The sequence below is a fragment of the Shewanella sp. FDAARGOS_354 genome, from assembly GCF_002209245.2.
Lineage (GTDB): Bacteria > Pseudomonadota > Gammaproteobacteria > Enterobacterales > Shewanellaceae > Shewanella > Shewanella xiamenensis.
In genome coordinates, this window is the sequence record NZ_CP022089.2 from 4,159,643 (window position 1) to 4,180,416 (window position 20,774).

11 protein-coding genes, 1 tRNA gene, 6 rRNA genes and 1 pseudogene are annotated in these 20,774 nt (G+C 47.8%); 7 read left to right on the top strand and 12 right to left on the bottom strand.

What is annotated here, in order from left to right:
* The first annotated feature begins 131 nt into the window (after positions 1 to 131).
* The 4 genes from CEQ32_RS18765 to rrf (CEQ32_RS18780) all read left to right on the top strand — a co-directional run bounded on the left by CEQ32_RS18765 (position 132) and on the right by rrf (CEQ32_RS18780) (position 3,521).
* Positions 132 to 3,023: ribosomal RNA gene (locus CEQ32_RS18765) — 23S ribosomal RNA — on the top strand.
* A 124-nt stretch (positions 3,024 to 3,147) separates the two neighbouring features.
* Positions 3,148 to 3,263, top strand: a 5S ribosomal RNA gene (gene rrf, locus CEQ32_RS18770).
* A gap of 31 nt (positions 3,264 to 3,294) precedes the next feature.
* Positions 3,295 to 3,370, top strand: a tRNA-Thr gene (locus CEQ32_RS18775).
* A 35-nt stretch (positions 3,371 to 3,405) separates the two neighbouring features.
* Positions 3,406 to 3,521, top strand: a 5S ribosomal RNA gene (rrf, locus tag CEQ32_RS18780).
* A 282-nt stretch (positions 3,522 to 3,803) separates the two neighbouring features.
* Here rrf (CEQ32_RS18780) and CEQ32_RS18785 read toward each other — a convergent pair.
* Positions 3,804 to 4,319, bottom strand: a pseudogene (locus CEQ32_RS18785) (IS630 family transposase); the annotation flags it as partial.
* Positions 4,320 to 4,952: 633 nt separating this feature from the next.
* On the opposite strand from CEQ32_RS18785, the gene CEQ32_RS18790 reads away from it, so the two are divergent.
* The 3 genes from CEQ32_RS18790 (at position 4,953) to rrf (CEQ32_RS18800) (ending at position 10,144) form a co-directional block, all read left to right on the top strand.
* Positions 4,953 to 6,495 (top strand): 16S ribosomal RNA (locus CEQ32_RS18790).
* A gap of 370 nt (positions 6,496 to 6,865) precedes the next feature.
* Positions 6,866 to 9,758: ribosomal RNA gene (locus CEQ32_RS18795) — 23S ribosomal RNA — on the top strand.
* A 270-nt stretch (positions 9,759 to 10,028) separates the two neighbouring features.
* Positions 10,029 to 10,144 (top strand): 5S ribosomal RNA (gene rrf, locus CEQ32_RS18800).
* Together the 16S, 23S and 5S rRNA genes with 1 tRNA gene alongside form the textbook arrangement of a ribosomal RNA operon.
* 232 nt (positions 10,145 to 10,376) lie before the next feature.
* Here the strand turns inward: rrf (CEQ32_RS18800) and CEQ32_RS18805 are convergent.
* From CEQ32_RS18805 to ubiE, 11 genes are all read right to left on the bottom strand, one after another.
* Positions 10,377 to 11,699, bottom strand: a complete 1,323-nt coding sequence (locus tag CEQ32_RS18805) for an IS4-like element ISSba6 family transposase (protein WP_088585852.1) — start codon at positions 11,697 to 11,699, stop codon at positions 10,377 to 10,379.
* Positions 11,700 to 11,826: 127 nt separating this feature from the next.
* Positions 11,827 to 12,837 (bottom strand): porphobilinogen synthase, encoded by a 1,011-nt coding sequence (gene hemB / locus CEQ32_RS18810; RefSeq protein ID WP_037422636.1) that lies wholly within the window; start codon positions 12,835 to 12,837, stop codon positions 11,827 to 11,829.
* Between the two features lie 9 nt (positions 12,838 to 12,846).
* A complete protein-coding gene (locus tag CEQ32_RS18815) occupies positions 12,847 to 14,724 on the bottom strand; it encodes a diguanylate cyclase (protein WP_088586587.1) in 1,878 nt (625 codons plus the stop codon).
* Positions 14,717 to 15,520: a TatD family hydrolase gene (locus tag CEQ32_RS18820; protein WP_088586588.1), complete on the bottom strand. Its 804-nt coding sequence runs from the start codon at positions 15,518 to 15,520 to the stop codon at positions 14,717 to 14,719. The genes CEQ32_RS18815 and CEQ32_RS18820 overlap by 8 nt, the downstream gene beginning before the upstream one ends.
* Positions 15,520 to 16,050 carry a hypothetical protein gene (locus tag CEQ32_RS18825; protein ID WP_088587012.1) on the bottom strand — a complete coding sequence of 177 codons (531 nt, stop codon included), beginning with the start codon at positions 16,048 to 16,050 and terminating at the stop codon, positions 15,520 to 15,522. The genes CEQ32_RS18820 and CEQ32_RS18825 overlap by 1 nt, the downstream gene beginning before the upstream one ends.
* A gap of 44 nt (positions 16,051 to 16,094) precedes the next feature.
* A complete protein-coding gene (gene tatC, locus CEQ32_RS18830; protein ID WP_037422645.1) occupies positions 16,095 to 16,844 on the bottom strand; it encodes a twin-arginine translocase subunit TatC in 750 nt (249 codons plus the stop codon).
* A 3-nt stretch (positions 16,845 to 16,847) separates the two neighbouring features.
* A complete protein-coding gene (gene tatB, locus CEQ32_RS18835; protein WP_037422648.1) occupies positions 16,848 to 17,297 on the bottom strand; it encodes a Sec-independent protein translocase protein TatB in 450 nt (149 codons plus the stop codon).
* A 6-nt stretch (positions 17,298 to 17,303) separates the two neighbouring features.
* A complete protein-coding gene (gene tatA, locus CEQ32_RS18840) occupies positions 17,304 to 17,561 on the bottom strand; it encodes a Sec-independent protein translocase subunit TatA (protein WP_037422651.1) in 258 nt (85 codons plus the stop codon).
* A 59-nt stretch (positions 17,562 to 17,620) separates the two neighbouring features.
* Positions 17,621 to 19,270 carry a ubiquinone biosynthesis regulatory protein kinase UbiB gene (gene ubiB, locus CEQ32_RS18845; RefSeq protein WP_037422654.1) on the bottom strand — a complete coding sequence of 550 codons (1,650 nt, stop codon included), beginning with the start codon at positions 19,268 to 19,270 and terminating at the stop codon, positions 17,621 to 17,623.
* The gene (locus tag CEQ32_RS18850; protein ID WP_088586589.1) at positions 19,267 to 19,887 is read right to left on the bottom strand and encodes an SCP2 domain-containing protein; all 621 of its coding nucleotides are present in this window, start codon (positions 19,885 to 19,887) and stop codon (positions 19,267 to 19,269) included. The genes ubiB and CEQ32_RS18850 overlap by 4 nt, the downstream gene beginning before the upstream one ends.
* Positions 19,887 to 20,642, bottom strand: a complete 756-nt coding sequence (gene ubiE, locus CEQ32_RS18855) for a bifunctional demethylmenaquinone methyltransferase/2-methoxy-6-polyprenyl-1,4-benzoquinol methylase UbiE (protein WP_037422660.1) — start codon at positions 20,640 to 20,642, stop codon at positions 19,887 to 19,889. The genes CEQ32_RS18850 and ubiE overlap by 1 nt, the downstream gene beginning before the upstream one ends.
* Between the last annotated feature and the right edge of the window lie 132 nt (positions 20,643 to 20,774).

Consider the following 20,774-nt stretch of genomic DNA (forward strand, 5'->3'; position numbering starts at 1 on the left):
ACACTTGTTAAGTGTCTTGAATATTCAAGTCTAAGGCGAGTCCATCTTCTTGGTCGAAGATGAGACAAGTAAAACCAGCTGGTCGCAACAATTCAAGTGGCTCACGTAAGTGAAACCTATTTGGGTTGTATGGTTAAGCGACTAAGCGTATACGGTGGATGCCTTGGCAGTCAGAGGCGATGAAGGACGTAGTAACTTGCGAAAAGCGTTGGCGAGCTAGTAACAAGCATTTGAGCTAACGATGTCCGAATGGGGGAACCCGGCCGCATAAGCGGTCATCATGTGGTGAATACATAGCTACATGAGGCAAACGAGGGGAACTGAAACATCTAAGTACCCTTAGGAAAAGAAATCAACCGAGATTCCCCTAGTAGCGGCGAGCGAACGGGGATTAGCCCTTAAGTCAGAGGGGTGTTAGTGGAATGGTCTGGAAAGTCCAGCGGCACAGGGTGATAGCCCCGTACACGAAAACTAACCTTTGATGAAAACGAGTAAGGCGGGACACGTGATATCCTGTTTGAATATGGGGGGACCATCCTCCAAGGCTAAATACTCCTGACTGACCGATAGTGAACCAGTACCGTGAGGGAAAGGCGAAAAGAACCCCTGTGAGGGGAGTGAAATAGAACCTGAAACCGTATACGTACAAGCAGTGGGAGCGGTTCTTGAGACCGTGACTGCGTACCTTTTGTATAATGGGTCAGCGACTTACGTTTTGTAGCGAGGTTAAGCGAATAGCGGAGCCGTAGGGAAACCGAGTGTTAACTGCGCGTTTAGTTGCAAGGCGTAGACCCGAAACCCGGTGATCTAGCCATGGGCAGGTTGAAGGTTGAGTAACATCAACTGGAGGACCGAACCGACTAATGTTGAAAAATTAGCGGATGACTTGTGGCTGGGGGTGAAAGGCCAATCAAACCGGGAGATATCTGGTTCTCCTCGAAAGCTATTTAGGTAGCGCCTCGAGCGAATACCATTGGGGGTAGAGCACTGTTAAGGCTAGGGGTCATCCCGACTTACCAACCCTTTGCAAACTCCGAATACCAATGAGTACTACTCGGGAGACAGACGGCGGGTGCTAACGTCCGTCGTCAAAAGGGAAACAACCCAGACCGTCAGCTAAGGTCCCAAAGTGTATGTTAAGTGGGAAACGATGTGGGAAGGCTTAGACAGCTAGGATGTTGGCTTAGAAGCAGCCATCATTTAAAGAAAGCGTAATAGCTCACTAGTCGAGTCGGCCTGCGCGGAAGATGTAACGGGGCTAAACATACCACCGAAGCTACGGGTGCAATTCATTAGAGTTGCGCGGTAGAGGAGCGTTCTGTAAGCCGTTGAAGGTGAAGGGGTAACCCACACTGGAGGTATCAGAAGTGCGAATGCTGACATGAGTAACGATAAAGGGGGTGAAAAACCCCCTCGCCGAAAGACCAAGGGTTCCTGTCCAACGTTAATCGGGGCAGGGTGAGTCGACCCCTAAGGTGAGGCCGAAAGGCGTAATCGATGGGAAACAGATTAATATTTCTGTACTTCCGCTAACTGCGATGGAGAGACGGAGAAGGCTAGGCTAGCGCGGCGTTGGTAGTCCGCGTTTAAGGTGGTAGGTGGGTGACTTAGGCAAATCCGGGTCACTATACACTGAGAGCTGATGACGAGTCCCCAAGGGGATGAAGTAGTTGATGCCATGCTTCCAGGAAAATCTTCTAAGCTTCAGGTTAGCGGGAATCGTACCCCAAACCGACACAGGTGGTCGGGTAGAGAATACCAAGGCGCTTGAGAGAACTCGGCTGAAGGAACTAGGCAAAATGGTACCGTAACTTCGGGAGAAGGTACGCTCTTGTTGGTGATGAGACTTGCTCTCTAAGCTGACGGGAGTCGCAGATACCAGGTGGCTGCAACTGTTTATCAAAAACACAGCACTGTGCAAACTCGCAAGAGGAAGTATACGGTGTGACGCCTGCCCGGTGCCGGAAGGTTAATTGATTGGGTTATCGCAAGAGAAGCTCATGATCGAAGCCCCGGTAAACGGCGGCCGTAACTATAACGGTCCTAAGGTAGCGAAATTCCTTGTCGGGTAAGTTCCGACCTGCACGAATGGCGTAATGATGGCCACGCTGTCTCCAGCCGAGACTCAGTGAAGTTGAAATTGCGGTGAAGATGCCGTATACCCGCGGCTAGACGGAAAGACCCCGTGAACCTTTACTATAGCTTGGCACTGAACATTGACCCTACATGTGTAGGATAGGTGGGAGACTATGAAGTTGGAACGCTAGTTCTGATGGAGTCGTCCTTGAAATACCACCCTTGTAGTGTTGATGTTCTAACTTGGCCCCATTATCTGGGGTAAGGACAGTGCCTGGTGGGTAGTTTGACTGGGGCGGTCTCCTCCCAAAGAGTAACGGAGGAGCACGAAGGTTGGCTAAGTACGGTCGGACATCGTACGGTTAGTGCAATGGCATAAGCCAGCTTAACTGCGAGACAGACACGTCGAGCAGGTACGAAAGTAGGTCATAGTGATCCGGTGGTTCTGAATGGAAGGGCCATCGCTCAACGGATAAAAGGTACTCCGGGGATAACAGGCTGATACCGCCCAAGAGTTCATATCGACGGCGGTGTTTGGCACCTCGATGTCGGCTCATCACATCCTGGGGCTGAAGTCGGTCCCAAGGGTATGGCTGTTCGCCATTTAAAGTGGTACGCGAGCTGGGTTCAGAACGTCGTGAGACAGTTCGGTCCCTATCTGCCGTGGGCGTTGGATGATTGAGGGGAGTTGCTCCTAGTACGAGAGGACCGGAGTGAACGAACCGCTGGTGTTCGGGTTGTCATGCCAATGGCATTGCCCGGTAGCTATGTTCGGAATCGATAACCGCTGAAAGCATCTAAGCGGGAAGCGAGCCCCAAGATGAGTCATCCCTTGGACTATAAGTCCACTAAAGAGCCGTTCGAGACTAGGACGTTGATAGGTCAGGTGTGTAAGCGTTGTGAGGCGTTGAGCTAACTGATACTAATGACTCGAGAGGCTTAACCATACAACCCAGATGGGTTTTGCTAAGTAGCACTTAGACGAATAGAAACACTTAAGAAGTGGTACTCAATACAGCTTTCCGAATTCATTTACTGCCCACATAAGATGGGGAGTAGATACCAAATTTGCTTGGTGACAATAGCATTGTGGTCCCACCTGATCCCATCCCGAACTCAGAAGTGAAACGCAGTCGCGCCGATGGTAGTGTGGGGTCTCCCCATGTGAGAGTAGGTCATCGCCAAGCGCCTAATTTCATCTATTGATGATAAGAAATTGCTGATATGGCTCAGTCGGTAGAGCGCATCCTTGGTAAGGATGAGGTCCCCAGTTCGATTCTGGGTATCAGCACCATTATAGTCTAGTGTCATGTCCTAGAGAAAAATTTGCTTGGTGACAATAGCATTGTGGTCCCACCTGATCCCATCCCGAACTCAGAAGTGAAACGCAATCGCGCCGATGGTAGTGTGGGGTCTCCCCATGTGAGAGTAGGTCATCGCCAAGCATCCAAATAAACACAAAAGCCCTAGCCTAAACCGCTAGGGCTTTTGTGTTTATACGTTTCGCGAAAAGCTACCTCGATGTCGGTCAATAAATGTTCCTCCAATCTCCAATATTGACACTTCCACCATCCATTGCGGTCGCCCCCGCTACGAAGACAAGCTTCTTCGCGTTCAATCATGGCTAAATACTCCGTATTTATCGCGCTATGATTTCATCCCCATGTGAGAGTAGGTCATCGCCAAACGCCTAATACCATTCCGCATTAAAGCTCAGCCACCTTCGCCTATTCCCGAGAGTACATCTTTATCACGCGTTTTGTACAACTGATAAAGCTGTTCCATGCCTGGCTGCAGGCATCCACTATGTCCTCATATCCTTTAAAACAGCGATTGGCGAGATAATGTTGGCGCAGCCAACTCCATACCTGTTTGATGGGGTTTAGTTCTGGGGAATATGGCGGCAGTTTGAGGATCGACAGGTTAGGGATATCAGCAGCAATGTCATTGGTATGCCAACCCGCACCGTCCATTACCACGACTGCATGGCGGCCAGGTTTGGTGCGTTTTGCAATGAGCTCCAGGTGCTGGTGCATGATGTCCTTATTGGCGAATGGCGTGATGATGGCTTCAGTTTCTCCTGTTGCAGGACAGACTGCGCCGAAGAGGTGCACATATTCAAACTGCTGCTGTTTTAGCGCTCTTGGTCTACTGCCTTTGGGGGCCCAAAGGCGTGTCGTTGTATTTTGCAGGCCGAATCTGGCTTCGTCCTGAAACCAAATATCAATTGAGACTAAAAAAATCAGCCTCACAATTAACTTTGAATACGCACAGCTGTGAGTTCTTTTAACTTAAAGTTGAGTAATTAATTATTTAATCTAGTCTTTAAACCTTCTCAGTGTGGATAACTCTGGGTATAACAAGTGTGTAGGTTGTGCCTAGCTTGGGTGTAACAATCTATTTGAAAATTAATCATAAAAACCTGAAAAAGCGCTTGCACAAAAAGTTTCGCTGCCTATAATGCGCATCCACTGACACGGCAGACAGCGAAAGCGAGCGCGGTTTCAGTGCGAATCGAATACAAAATGTGCAGTTGATTCGAAAGCCTCAAGAAGTTTGTAAAAACGCCTTGACGCGATGAGGGAAATGCGTAGAATACGCAGCCCTGACCCAGTGAGCGGTAACGCAAGCGATGAGGTCAAATGCTCTTTAACAATCTAAACAAGAAATCTGTGTGGGCACTCACAGGTGTTGAGTTAATCGAAATTACTCTGCCGTTTGGCGAGTAATCAAAGAATTAAATCAATGAATGAGTGTTCATAGCAATATGTTCATACAGTAATGTATGAATTGAAACGCAATGCTTCTTAGTGAGCAAAGCGGATCAAAACAGTAGAATTCATTGAGTCGTTTAACGCGAGTTAAACAAAAAACTTTAATTGAAGAGTTTGATCATGGCTCAGATTGAACGCTGGCGGCAGGCCTAACACATGCAAGTCGAGCGGCAGCACAAGTAAGTTTACTTATGAGGTGGCGAGCGGCGGACGGGTGAGTAATGCCTAGGGATCTGCCCAGTCGAGGGGGATAACAGTTGGAAACGACTGCTAATACCGCATACGCCCTACGGGGGAAAGAGGGGGACCTTCGGGCCTCTCGCGATTGGATGAACCTAGGTGGGATTAGCTAGTTGGTGAGGTAATGGCTCACCAAGGCGACGATCCCTAGCTGTTCTGAGAGGATGATCAGCCACACTGGGACTGAGACACGGCCCAGACTCCTACGGGAGGCAGCAGTGGGGAATATTGCACAATGGGGGAAACCCTGATGCAGCCATGCCGCGTGTGTGAAGAAGGCCTTCGGGTTGTAAAGCACTTTCAGTAGGGAGGAAAGGGTGAGTCTTAATACGGCTCATCTGTGACGTTACCTACAGAAGAAGGACCGGCTAACTCCGTGCCAGCAGCCGCGGTAATACGGAGGGTCCGAGCGTTAATCGGAATTACTGGGCGTAAAGCGTGCGCAGGCGGTTTGTTAAGCGAGATGTGAAAGCCCTGGGCTCAACCTAGGAATAGCATTTCGAACTGGCGAACTAGAGTCTTGTAGAGGGGGGTAGAATTCCAGGTGTAGCGGTGAAATGCGTAGAGATCTGGAGGAATACCGGTGGCGAAGGCGGCCCCCTGGACAAAGACTGACGCTCATGCACGAAAGCGTGGGGAGCAAACAGGATTAGATACCCTGGTAGTCCACGCCGTAAACGATGTCTACTCGGAGTTTGGTGTCTTGAACACTGGGCTCTCAAGCTAACGCATTAAGTAGACCGCCTGGGGAGTACGGCCGCAAGGTTAAAACTCAAATGAATTGACGGGGGCCCGCACAAGCGGTGGAGCATGTGGTTTAATTCGATGCAACGCGAAGAACCTTACCTACTCTTGACATCCACGGAAGAGACCAGAGATGGACTTGTGCCTTCGGGAACCGTGAGACAGGTGCTGCATGGCTGTCGTCAGCTCGTGTTGTGAAATGTTGGGTTAAGTCCCGCAACGAGCGCAACCCCTATCCTTATTTGCCAGCACGTAATGGTGGGAACTCTAGGGAGACTGCCGGTGATAAACCGGAGGAAGGTGGGGACGACGTCAAGTCATCATGGCCCTTACGAGTAGGGCTACACACGTGCTACAATGGCGAGTACAGAGGGTTGCAAAGCCGCGAGGTGGAGCTAATCTCACAAAGCTCGTCGTAGTCCGGATTGGAGTCTGCAACTCGACTCCATGAAGTCGGAATCGCTAGTAATCGTGGATCAGAATGCCACGGTGAATACGTTCCCGGGCCTTGTACACACCGCCCGTCACACCATGGGAGTGGGCTGCAAAAGAAGTGGGTAGCTTAACCTTCGGGGGGGCGCTCACCACTTTGTGGTTCATGACTGGGGTGAAGTCGTAACAAGGTAGCCCTAGGGGAACCTGGGGCTGGATCACCTCCTTACCTATACGACTAACTCGATGTTTGGTTGGTAAGAAACTGCTCCATGCGTTTCTTACACACGGCACATCCATGTGCCTGAGTGTTCACACAGATGGCTTGTTGAACTTCCTGTAAGGGAAGGGAGAGCGACATGCACCGCGAGCCGGTATGCATTGTTCTTTAACAATTTGGAAAGCTGATAGTAATTAACGCAATGATGTCTGTCGTTGTGTTAATACGAAAAAAATTGAGTTCTTAAAACACTTGTTAAGTGTCTTGAATATTCAAGTCTAAGGCGAGTCCATCTTCTTGGTCGAAGATGAGACAAGTAAAACCAGCTGGTCGCAACAATTCAAGTGGCTCACGTAAGTGAAACCTATTTGGGTTGTATGGTTAAGCGACTAAGCGTATACGGTGGATGCCTTGGCAGTCAGAGGCGATGAAGGACGTAGTAACTTGCGAAAAGCGTTGGCGAGCTAGTAACAAGCATTTGAGCTAACGATGTCCGAATGGGGGAACCCGGCCGCATAAGCGGTCATCATGTGGTGAATACATAGCTACATGAGGCAAACGAGGGGAACTGAAACATCTAAGTACCCTTAGGAAAAGAAATCAACCGAGATTCCCCTAGTAGCGGCGAGCGAACGGGGATTAGCCCTTAAGTCAGAGGGGTGTTAGTGGAATGGTCTGGAAAGTCCAGCGGCACAGGGTGATAGCCCCGTACACGAAAACTAACCTTTGATGAAAACGAGTAAGGCGGGACACGTGATATCCTGTTTGAATATGGGGGGACCATCCTCCAAGGCTAAATACTCCTGACTGACCGATAGTGAACCAGTACCGTGAGGGAAAGGCGAAAAGAACCCCTGTGAGGGGAGTGAAATAGAACCTGAAACCGTATACGTACAAGCAGTGGGAGCGGTTCTTGAGACCGTGACTGCGTACCTTTTGTATAATGGGTCAGCGACTTACGTTTTGTAGCGAGGTTAAGCGAATAGCGGAGCCGTAGGGAAACCGAGTGTTAACTGCGCGTTTAGTTGCAAGGCGTAGACCCGAAACCCGGTGATCTAGCCATGGGCAGGTTGAAGGTTGAGTAACATCAACTGGAGGACCGAACCGACTAATGTTGAAAAATTAGCGGATGACTTGTGGCTGGGGGTGAAAGGCCAATCAAACCGGGAGATATCTGGTTCTCCTCGAAAGCTATTTAGGTAGCGCCTCGAGCGAATACCATTGGGGGTAGAGCACTGTTAAGGCTAGGGGGTCATCCCGACTTACCAACCCTTTGCAAACTCCGAATACCAATGAGTACTACTCGGGAGACAGACGGCGGGTGCTAACGTCCGTCGTCAAAAGGGAAACAACCCAGACCGTCAGCTAAGGTCCCAAAGTGTATGTTAAGTGGGAAACGATGTGGGAAGGCTTAGACAGCTAGGATGTTGGCTTAGAAGCAGCCATCATTTAAAGAAAGCGTAATAGCTCACTAGTCGAGTCGGCCTGCGCGGAAGATGTAACGGGGCTAAACATACCACCGAAGCTACGGGTGCAATTCATTAGAGTTGCGCGGTAGAGGAGCGTTCTGTAAGCCGTTGAAGGTGAAGGGGTAACCCACACTGGAGGTATCAGAAGTGCGAATGCTGACATGAGTAACGATAAAGGGGGTGAAAAACCCCCTCGCCGAAAGACCAAGGGTTCCTGTCCAACGTTAATCGGGGCAGGGTGAGTCGACCCCTAAGGTGAGGCCGAAAGGCGTAATCGATGGGAAACAGATTAATATTTCTGTACTTCCGCTAACTGCGATGGAGAGACGGAGAAGGCTAGGCTAGCGCGGCGTTGGTAGTCCGCGTTTAAGGTGGTAGGTGGGTGACTTAGGCAAATCCGGGTCACTATACACTGAGAGCTGATGACGAGTCCCCAAGGGGATGAAGTAGTTGATGCCATGCTTCCAGGAAAATCTTCTAAGCTTCAGGTTAGCGGGAATCGTACCCCAAACCGACACAGGTGGTCGGGTAGAGAATACCAAGGCGCTTGAGAGAACTCGGCTGAAGGAACTAGGCAAAATGGTACCGTAACTTCGGGAGAAGGTACGCTCTTGTTGGTGATGAGACTTGCTCTCTAAGCTGACGGGAGTCGCAGATACCAGGTGGCTGCAACTGTTTATCAAAAACACAGCACTGTGCAAACTCGCAAGAGGAAGTATACGGTGTGACGCCTGCCCGGTGCCGGAAGGTTAATTGATTGGGTTATCGCAAGAGAAGCTCATGATCGAAGCCCCGGTAAACGGCGGCCGTAACTATAACGGTCCTAAGGTAGCGAAATTCCTTGTCGGGTAAGTTCCGACCTGCACGAATGGCGTAATGATGGCCACGCTGTCTCCAGCCGAGACTCAGTGAAGTTGAAATTGCGGTGAAGATGCCGTATACCCGCGGCTAGACGGAAAGACCCCGTGAACCTTTACTATAGCTTGGCACTGAACATTGACCCTACATGTGTAGGATAGGTGGGAGACTATGAAGTTGGAACGCTAGTTCTGATGGAGTCGTCCTTGAAATACCACCCTTGTAGTGTTGATGTTCTAACTTGGCCCCATTATCTGGGGTAAGGACAGTGCCTGGTGGGTAGTTTGACTGGGGCGGTCTCCTCCCAAAGAGTAACGGAGGAGCACGAAGGTTGGCTAAGTACGGTCGGACATCGTACGGTTAGTGCAATGGCATAAGCCAGCTTAACTGCGAGACAGACACGTCGAGCAGGTACGAAAGTAGGTCATAGTGATCCGGTGGTTCTGAATGGAAGGGCCATCGCTCAACGGATAAAAGGTACTCCGGGGATAACAGGCTGATACCGCCCAAGAGTTCATATCGACGGCGGTGTTTGGCACCTCGATGTCGGCTCATCACATCCTGGGGCTGAAGTCGGTCCCAAGGGTATGGCTGTTCGCCATTTAAAGTGGTACGCGAGCTGGGTTCAGAACGTCGTGAGACAGTTCGGTCCCTATCTGCCGTGGGCGTTGGATGATTGAGGGGAGTTGCTCCTAGTACGAGAGGACCGGAGTGAACGAACCGCTGGTGTTCGGGTTGTCATGCCAATGGCATTGCCCGGTAGCTATGTTCGGAATCGATAACCGCTGAAAGCATCTAAGCGGGAAGCGAGCCCCAAGATGAGTCATCCCTTGGACTATAAGTCCACTAAAGAGCCGTTCGAGACTAGGACGTTGATAGGTCAGGTGTGTAAGCGTTGTGAGGCGTTGAGCTAACTGATACTAATGACTCGAGAGGCTTAACCATACAACCCAGATGGGTTTTGCTAAGTAGCACTTAGACGAATAGAAACACTTAAGAAGTGGTACTCAATCCAGCTTTCTAAATTAACAAATAAAGGTTAATTGCGCAGGTAATTGTACGGCAGACAAAGCCGTGACGAGCAAAGGGCGGAGTGTACGGTAGTACATGAGGTCAAAGACGTTCCTTACATCTAATGACACTTCCTCCATCCATGGAGGTCGCAGTAGTGAGGAAACAATGCCGTCAGACGTAGAATTAACCAGTAAGAATTTGCTTGGTGACAATAGCATTGTGGTCCCACCTGATCCCATCCCGAACTCAGAAGTGAAACGCAATCGCGCCGATGGTAGTGTGGGGTCTCCCCATGTGAGAGTAGGTCATCGCCAAGCGCCTAATATTCTCGATAAGAGAGCAATGAAGCCAGCTGAATAAGCTGGCTTTTTTGTTTTAGGCATTTGTAATTTCATTCTCTCTATTACTACTTCCTATTCATACTTCCTTTTATTCGCTTCTGCGATGACGATAGTTATGACCTGCATATCGATTTGACCGACAGAGCAATAGTTTCAAAGGCTTTCTTCGAGCTAATAAAAAGGGCAGCGTTTGGCTAATGCCGTTCACTTAAGAGTGAACGGCATTTTTCTTTGGTCTAACCGGAAACTTGTTTTTGCTCATTTTAAGGACTCGTGGATATGCCCTTTCCCGTTTACCATCCAGCTTAAATTGCCGTGCATTTCGTTCTATATCCAATACGTCTCTCGGGACATTCCCCGGTGTTTGTGATGACAGTTGTGTCAACTTGAAGATGATATAACTCGCCGCATCCCGAAAACTCAGTTGATTGGGATGGACCGATGGCAAGCTTTTAGCCATCAGCAACATCTTATATCTAATGAGATTATAGGCCAGTAGCACGCCCCATAACTCTTGAGTCACCAGCTCCGGTAGTTGACTGCGGAGCGTAAAACGGCTCTCCAGTAGATGTTGTTTCATCTCTCTATAGCCCAGTTCGATTTCCCATCGATGGGCATATAAGTCGACGATGTCTTCGCTGGGGTAACGCATCGGGTCTGTCAACGAGGTCAAAATGGCGACTGACTTACCTTTCACTGTCTTAGTCAATAAACGCGCTTCAAGAGTTTCAGGGAGCTGCGGCCATTTCTTTCTGGCTTGAGGTGTCGTGGTGAGTTTCACCCTCTGGTCATGCTTTCCTAGCGTTCGCACCACCTCATATTGTGTGCCTTTCTTCAATGGCAACAACCAGTGGCTATCAGGTTGCGCTTGCTGCCAAGCGTGCAGCAGGCCGAGCGAGTAAAATCCTCGGTCAAATAGGGTTAGGCTGTGATTAGGAATGCTAGGAATGAGCTGGGACGCTAAGTTCATTTCATTTTCGGCAACCGAATCAAAGGCGCTGTTGACCAATAAATGGCTGCTTAACTCCATCAAGCAAACCATGCGAATTTGCGGATAAGCCGCTTCGCCTAAAGCGTTGGCGGTTCGTCCAAAGGCGGCTTGATTTTGAACACTATCGGGTGTCCGCCACACGACACCGTCAACACCATACAAGTTAAGACCGCACCAATGAGGATGTTCAGCTCTCGCGTGCCAGGTATTGGCGCTGCGGCTAAATACTTCTCTAATAACCTCACTGCCCAATCGTTTACGCGCCTGAGTCACGGCGCTGCGTGCAACATAATCAATCTCTTGCGGCAAAACAATGTCGAGTTTGTTGATGAGTGACCGAACAGACTCCCCTCGGAACAAAGCCATTCCGATAACGGCCCAAATCATCGCGTCCATCGGCAATTTACGCCGTCTTAACGTCGCAACGCCCTGGGAGTCTAGGCAAGATTGAATTAACTCAGGTTCTAACACATCAGCTAAGCAGGTGAATTCGGTTAGGCGGGTAATATGGGTACGGGCGAGTGCTTCCGAGAGTTGCATAAAAAATCCGATGACATGAGGTCATCGGATTTTGATCTTTTCAGCGAGATCGTCAAGCGATCTGTCTTAACTGATCGGCATTAGCACTTGGCTGCCCTTTATGCTTAGCATTGGTTTTTAAACCCAATTATTTAGCTTCTTTTAGCCACTGTGCTGCACGTTTGGCGAAGTAGGTTAGGATGCCATCGGCGCCAGCGCGTTTGAAGCATAGTAGCGATTCCATGACGATAGCCTTTTCAGCTAACCAGCCATTTTGGATCGCGGCCATGTGCATGGCATATTCACCACTCACTTGGTAAGCAAAAGTAGGAACAGCTAACTCAGTTTTAACACGATGAACGATGTCGAGATATGGCATACCTGGTTTTACCATCACCATATCAGCACCTTCTTGGATATCGAGCGCCACTTCGTGTAGTGCTTCATCACTGTTAGCTGGGTCCATTTGATAGCTATGCTTATTGCCACCTTTTAGGTTGCCTGCTGAGCCAACTGCATCACGGAATGGGCCATAGTAGCTCGAAGAGTATTTGGCTGAATAGGCCATGATCTGGGTATTAACATGGCCAGCTGCTTCCAGTGCTTGACGGATCGCGCCGATGCGGCCATCCATCATATCCGATGGCGCAACAATATCAGCGCCTGCTTCGGCATGGGACAAGGCTTGTTTAACTAAAATTTCTGTAGTGATGTCATTCAGGATATAGCCTGTTTCATCAATAATGCCGTCTTGACCATGGGTCGTGAAAGGATCGAGAGCCACGTCCGTCATAATGCCAAGTTGTGGGAAGGCTTTTTTGAGTTCACGTACAGCACGTTGCACTAGTGCGTCAGCATTGTAAGCTTCTTCTGCCATGAGAGACTTTTTCTCTGCAGGCGTGACAGGAAAGAGGGCAATTAAGGGGATGCCTAATTCAACAAGTTCTTCTGCTTCTTTGAGCAGTAAGTCGATTGAATAACGCTCCACACCTGGCATTGAAGCGACTTTTTCGCTGCGATTACTGCCTTCGAGCACAAACATAGGATAGATTAGGTCATTCACTGTTAGGTGATTCTCTGCCATCAGGCGACGGCTAAAATCATGTTTGCGCATGCGGCGCATTCTGCGCTGTGGGAAGGCACTGGTAATGATATTCACATTAGACTCCTAATTAGGTTCTGTTTGCGCTGGCGCATACAATTTCACTTGATTGCGTCCGCTATTTTTTGCTTGATAGAGGGCTTTATCTGCCTGCTCTAATAATTCGGTACTGTGTTGTTCATTCAAGATTACGTCGGCACTCACGCCGATACTGACGGTGAGTGGTATGGGTTTTCCTTCCCATTCAAGGCCGATACTAGCCACTGCATCTCTTATATTTTCAGCGACTTGAAGCGCACCATCCGCGTTGGTATTGGGAAGAATAATAGCAAACTCTTCTCCACCAAAACGTGATACTAGATCTGTTGGTCGTTTTAAATGCTGCTGCAATGTCTTTGTGATAAGTTTTAGGGCCTGATCACCCGCTAAATGGCCAAATTGATCGTTGATAGATTTAAATCGATCGATATCGATCATTAATAGTGCTATTGGCGTTTCTTGACGACGACTTATACGGCTTTCTGCTAATAGGCGTTTATCGAAGGCACTGCGGTTTTTAGCCCCCGTTAAGCTGTCTATAGTGCTTTGTTCTGTGAGCTTTTGATTAACTTCATGCAATTCGCGCAGGGTAATTTCAAGTTCCAAAGTGCGCTCTTGCACCATTTGTTCCAGTCTTTCGTTAGTTTCTGCTTCTACTTTTAATGCATCTTCACGTGCGCTACGAATTTTTTGTGCTTGTTTTAGTGCTTCTTGTTGAATGCGTTGTTTGGCTTTACGTTCGTCGTTATAGCGGATAGCAAGCACGAGTGACATAAAGATGATTTCAAAGGTTAACCCCAGCATTACAGGTGTCTGAGGTTTGATATTCAGCTCGATAACGCCTAAATACAGTAAGCTACTCAGGCACGCACCCGTCAGCATACTCACCCAGCCAACAGTATAAAGTTTGGCTAATTTTTGCCCTCTAGCGGCTTGAATAATTGCGAGTATCATCATAATGATACTGAGCACGACAACCGAGATAATCTCAATATAAAGTACAGTGCCATAACGCAAAAAGGGGACTAATAAACAGATTAAAAGGATATAAACGGCACTATAACGGCACATCAATAGCATGCGGCGATTATAGTATTTTAATTGTAAAATTTTTTCGGTAAACATTAAGGCGAAAGCCATAACCAAAGGAAGTAGCACTGGAACCATCAGTTGCTGCAATGTTGGCCAATTAGGCCAGAGGAAGCGGAATGCGAAACCATTAATCGTGGCAACTAAGAGAGTCATGCTAAGGACGTAGCCGGAGTAATAGCTGTAACTGAATGAACCAGAAGCTAACGCGATAAATAGACTGAATATACCGATGGCGGCGAGTACCCCAAGCTGAAATCCATGTTCGACAGCTGTTGATTCCGCTATTTGTGCCAAATCGTTGGCTGACCATAAATTTAAAGGAACGGCCGCATTGCCTTCGGTTTCAATATGTATATAAAAGGTATGTTGTTCATTGGTGTTAATTTTAAAAGGGTATAGAAAAATATTACTCAGCAGTGGACGCTGTTTATAGGGAAGTGTATCTCCCATATACGTTGTGTTGACGAGTTGGTTATCTACAAGATGGTAAATAGTTACTTTATCTAATAAGGGATTATCTAAGGCAAGAATGCGTGAAAGGCTTTCGTTATTACTACTAAGATTAACTGACAGCCAAAAATTATGCAGGCTAAGACGTTGAATATCGTTACTGGTAAACTTATGCCATTGTGCCTTGGGAAGTGCTTCAATGTCCGCTAACTGACTTTCAGAATGGGGATGAGTCACCATTAGCCAAGGTGTTAGACTGAGCGGCGTCGGAGTGTGTTCATTGATGTTGATTATGCTTGCGAAGCTACCAGATGATATGAGCATGCTGATAAGCAAAACCAATAAGCAACTTAATTTAGCCATTCTGTTGACTCAAATTAAAAAACGCTAGGCTATTTTGATAGCATTGTTTTGCAAATTCAGCCGGATCTTCACCGCGTAGATTGGCAATATACTGAGCAATATAAGGCAAATATTCGGGTTTATTTTTACTGGATTTAGGCTTAGGACGCATGCTACGCGGTAGCAGATAAGGACTATCTGTTTCGATCAATAAGCGATCTTTTGGAATAAATGGCACTAGCGCTGCTAATTCTTGGCCGCGTCTTTCATCACAAACCCAACCTGTAATTCCTAGGTGTAAATCGAGATCGATATAAGCTTCCATTTGCGCTTGGCTGCCAGTAAAGCAGTGTAACAATGCGCCGCGAAGATGGGGGCGGTACTCACTAACAATGCTTAAAAAATCACTATGGGCATCTCGTTCATGCATCAGAACGGGTTTTTGAAGGTCAATAGCCAGTTCTAATTGGGCGATAAATGCTTTGCGCTGGGCCGGACGGGGGGAAAAGTCCCTATTATAGTCTAGCCCGCATTCACCAACGGCAACGACCTGCGATGCTTGGCATAAATCTATGAGAGTTTGTTTGGAATTCGTTTGCCATTCGCTAGCATGATGCGGGTGTACACCTGCAGTGCAATAAAGCTGTTTGGGATACTGTTGGCATAATTGAATGGCTGCCGCGCTTTCGCTTAAATCACTGCCAATAACAATTAACGGCGAAACCCCTTGGTCCGCCGCTGCTTGTATGATTTGCGTTATGTCTGGTTCGAGTGCGCTGCCAAGCAAGTTGACAGCGATATCTATATAAGATGACATTATTTTAGGCGTTTTACCCTCACCTTAGCATTACGACTTTCTGTGCCCATTAAGAAAGAGCCAAGCGCTGCTTTTTCGATAAATACTTTTTCACCGACTTTGAGGTTGAACTTACGGTTTTCGGTTTGTTTCCAAACTTGGCCATTGGTAAAGGTAATCTTTAAGGCACCGTAGGCATCTTCTGCTATTGACTCCACATCGAGATAAATTTTGTCAGTCGTATTCTCTTGGACGCGTTTAACTTCCATACCGAAATTATCTTCGACATTGGTCGCGGCGGCAGCAACAGGAGCTGCAGTCGCCACAGCTGCAGGGGCCGCTGCGGGAGTGACAACGGGGGCGACAGCTATCGGTGCCGTGGTGTTATTGGTCACTGTGGTGACTTGAATGCTTGCTGCGAGGTTGTCATAGCATACCAAGCGCTCGAGCTTGTCCGTTATCCCTGCACATTGAGTTAATTGCTGCTCAATACCGGCATTAGCCTGTGCAGATACCAGTAACACTGCACCAGTCAGTAGAGTTAAACGCATCCCAGTTTCCTTATTATTATTTTCCTCTAATGCCGATTGAGGCATTAGTCATTCGTTGGTTGTTCTTCATCGGTCTCGTCATCAGGTTTACTGTAAAAACGAGCCGCAAATAATCCGCCTTCGAACAATAACAGCATTGGCACGGCAAGCATAGTTTGGGAAATAACATCAGGTGGTGTGAGCAGCATACCCACCACGAATGCGCCGACAATAATATAGGGGCGTTTTTGCTTGAGATCTTCAGGTGTTGTCACACCGGCCCAGCAGAGTAAAACAACGGCAATCGGGATCTCAAAGGATAAGCCGAATGCAAAAAATAATTTCAGTACAAAATCAAGATAGCTGCTGATATCGGTTGCAACTTGTACTCCCTCTGGAGCCGTGTTGGCAAAAAAGCCAAATACAACTGGGAATACAACGTAATAAGCGAAGGCTATACCTAAATAAAATAGCACTGTGCTGCTAAAAAGTAGCGGCATAACTAAGCGTTTTTCATGCTTATACAAACCCGGTGCTACGAAGGACCAAATTTGAAAGAGCACATAGGGTACGGCCACAAAAAATGACAGAACTAATGTCAGTTTAAAAGGGGCGAAGAAAGGTGCGGCCACATCGGTCGCAATCATACTGCCACCTAAGGGCAAAGACTGCATTAAAGGGATTGCCATGTAATGGTAAATATCATTTGCCCAATACACACTACAAATAAATACAATCAATACACTGGCAATGGATTTAAGCAGCTTGGACCTAAGTTCAAGCAAATGGCTGATAAGTGGCTGCTGTTGCGACATGAATTATCCGTTAGCTTTCGGGTTAGAACGGGTATCCTCGCCCTGAATGGACTCACTATGTGGGGCGGAGGAAGCCGAAGTTGGACTCGCCTCGGTAGAAACCGTTTGGCTTGCAGGATTGTGGATCTGGTTTTCCTGTGCACTGGGAATATCTTGCACTTGGTAAGGACGATTCACTGACTGCGCGGCTTGCTTCAATTGATCGATTGACTCTTGCAGCTCGGGAGAGAGGTTAGATAAACCTTTGCTCTCCGCTTTTTTGAGGTCGGCGTGCAACTGCTCGATCTTTAGCTCTTGCTCAAGTTCTTCTTTGACTGAGTTGGCCATGCGTTTCATCGCGCGGATCCAACTGGTTACTGAACGTACTGCAACTGGTAGACGTTCGGGGCCAAGAACGACCAGCCCCAGAACACCGATCAGCAGCAGCTCCATAAAGCCGATACCGTCAAACATAAAGAGTTACGCCTGTTCTTTGTGAGACTCAGGTTTCTTTTCAGTCGCCTGTTGAGTTGGTTGTGCGGTTTGTGCAGTTTGCACTGGTTTTGCCGCTTCAGTGTCTTCTAGCGCCTTTTTATCTTCTTCTGAAGACATGGCGTTTTTGAAGCCCTTAACAGCACCACCTAAGTCACCACCCAAAGAGCGTAATTTCTTAGTTCCAAACAATAAGACAACGATTAACGCGATGATAAGAAGTTGCCAAATACTAATGCCACCCATGAAGGTATCCTCTTAATTGATATCGGTTCTATTATGAACCTCTGATTAATTAGTGCTAGCTAAAATTTACGATTCTTTGGCCTAGATCGCCATCCGATAATCCACAGTACCGTACCTGAAATCAGGCACACGTAAGGGCTCAACAGTGTAGCGTCTTGGTTGAACAATAACGTGCCACAGATCAATAAAATTGCAGAAGTGATGAGTAAGTAATTACTCTTATGTGCTTGCTGCTGGTATTTCAGATACTTATCTAGCATTTGTTGCTGAGAACTCAGCAATTTCCTGCCTAATTTAAGGTTGTCATAAATTAGTTCAGGGAATTCCGGAAGTTTATCAGACCAATATGGCAGTTTTGTGGATACCTTTTTAAACATGGCTTTAGGTCCCACTTGCTCGGCCATCCACTGCTCTAAAAAGGGTTTAGCGGTCTGCCAGAGATCCAGCTGCGGATAGAGCTGACGGCCTAAACCTTCAATATACAGCAAAGTCTTTTCGAGCAGCACGAGCTGAGGCTGCACGACGATATCAAAATGCCGTGCGGTACGGAACAGCTCTAACAACACATGCCCAAAGGAGATTTCATCTAAGGGCTTGTTAAACATGGGTTCACACACGACCTTGATGGCTTGTTCAAAAGCTTGCAGATCGGTTTTTTCCGACACCCAGCCCGACTCAATATACAGCTGTGCGATGCGGTGATAATCACGATTGAAAAATGCGAGGAAGTTTTCCGCGAGATAGCGCTTATCGACCTCACTGAGCGTGCCCATAATGCCGCAATCAAGGCCGATGTAGTAAGGATTTTCGGGATGTTCGCGGGAGATAAAAATATTTCCCGGATGCATATCCGCGTGGAAAAAGTTATCGCGGAACACTTGGGTGAAAAATAGCTCTACGCCCCGTTCGGCTAGCAGTTTAAAGTTTGTGCCTTGTGCCTTAAGTGCAGCGATATCCGATACTGGAATACCGTAAATCCGTTCCATCACCATCAAACGTGGATAACAAAACTCTTCATATACATAAGGAATATAGAGCGCGTCTGAGTCGAGGAAGTTATTACGTAGCTTAATGGCATTGAGGGCCTCAAGCTTAAGGTTGAGCTCCCCTAAAATGGTGACGCGGTAATCTTCAATCACCTCGGCTGGGCGTAGTCGGTTACCTTCGCCAAGAAGATAATCGATGACCTTCGCCGTTTGCGACATCAGCAGGAGATCGGCCTGGATTTTAGTTTCTACGTTCGGGCGCAGCACTTTTAATACCACGGCCTTGCCATTGGATTTAAGCGTGGCGGTATGCACTTGGGAAATCGAGGCCGAGGCTAATGGCGTTTCATTAAAGTCATCAAAGAAGGTCTCGATTGGTGCTTTAAGCTCAGCTTCTATCGCGAGTCGGGCGAGTGCGCCATCGAAGGGAGGGACTTTATCCTGCAACATGGCAAGCTCTGTCGCCCATTCATCACTCAGTAAGTCACGGCGGGTGGAGAGCATTTGCCCTAGCTTGATATACACAGGGCCAAGCTCTTGCATTGCTAGCTTTAAGCGCTCGCCACCGGATTTACCTTTGTGTTTATTACGGATCCAAAACAGACTATTGCGGGCGAGTTTAAAGTACCAAGGGGTCATCTTTGGCGGTAAAACATCATCTAACCCATATTGCAATAGGGTCTTAATCACATGATAACCGCGGCGGATACTGGCAAGGGTCATGGCTTAATTGAGTCTCTTAATTGGGCAATCCGTTGTTCGAGCGCGCGAGTGTCGGTAACTAAGTCATTTATTTGATCGCACAAATGAATAAGCTCAATCCGATGGGGCGCAAGCCGATACTCTTCGATAGCGAGTTGCCCCAAATGGGAGCGGGTTTTACGCAATACTTCAAGTGCAAAACCTTTTGCCTGATGGCTTGTACTGATGAGCTTGTGAGTGGGGCCGTCACCCAAATAACGCGAAATGGGCTCGGCAAAATCAAACTCTATGCTACGTAGATATTGGCTAAAGCTTTGCAATAAGTTCAGATCGCCTTCGAGCTTGAGCTTATCTTGCTTGATAAGTTCAGTCAGGTTGGCACCTTCGGACACGCGATAAAGTGTGGTTGCATCAGCGTGCAGACTGACATCGACATCACCTTCATAGCGACTCAGTACTTGGATTTCTTTGGCAAAGACCAAGTAAATTGGCCAGTTGAGTTGCGTTAATTGAATACGAAATACTTTGCCATGTAGCTGGCGCTGGCGCGCATAGGCGTCGCCCGCTTGGGTCTGAAGTTGTTTCAGACCCATCTCAATAGCGGCGCAGGCAAGTAACACCACTTCTTGCGGCATCATTAGAATTTATAACCACGGTGCAGGGCGACAATGCCATCGGTCATATTGGTGTAATCGACCTGTTCAAAGCCCGCATCCACCATCATTTGCTTAAGAGTGTCTTGATCTGGATGCATCCGAATGGATTCGGCCAAGTACTCATAGCTGTCAGCGTCTTTAGTAATGAGTTCACCCATCTTTGGTAAGACTTTGAAGCTATATAAATCATACACTTTACGCATGATTTCATGCTGGGGCTTAGAAAACTCTAATACCAATAACTTACCACCAGGCTTAAGTACGCGGTTCATAGAACGAAGCGCTGCGTCTTTGTCTGTTACGTTACGCAGACCAAAGGCGATGGTGATGATATCGAAGTGATTATCGGGGAAGGGCAGTGCTTCAGCATTGGCTTGCACGTAGCTGACATTGTTGACAATTCCTTTGTCACGTAGCTTAGTGCGGCCCACTTTTAGCATAGAATCGTTGATATCAGCTAAAACCACTTCGCCTTTATCGCCCACTAAGTGAGAGAATTTAGCGGTTAAATCGCCCGTACCACCGGCAAGGTCAAGCACCTTCATACCCGGACGAGCGCCAGATACTTCAATGGTGTAGCGTTTCCAAAAACGGTGAATACCGAAGGACATAACGTCATTCATGATATCGTACTTGGCGGCAACCGAATGGAACACGCCAGCAACGAGATCGGCCTTTTTATCCGCCTCTACGGTTTTATAACCAAAGTGGGTATTTTTAGATTCACCCTCAGACATCAATGTATTCCTATTGTTTTGCAAAGTATTAGTGGCGAGTGTAAGCCATCGCCTGCATTTGCTGAATCTTTGATCTATCACTCTGTGATCGAGCTAGTAAACTCTCCTCAAGGCGTTAGCTTAAAGAGTTTG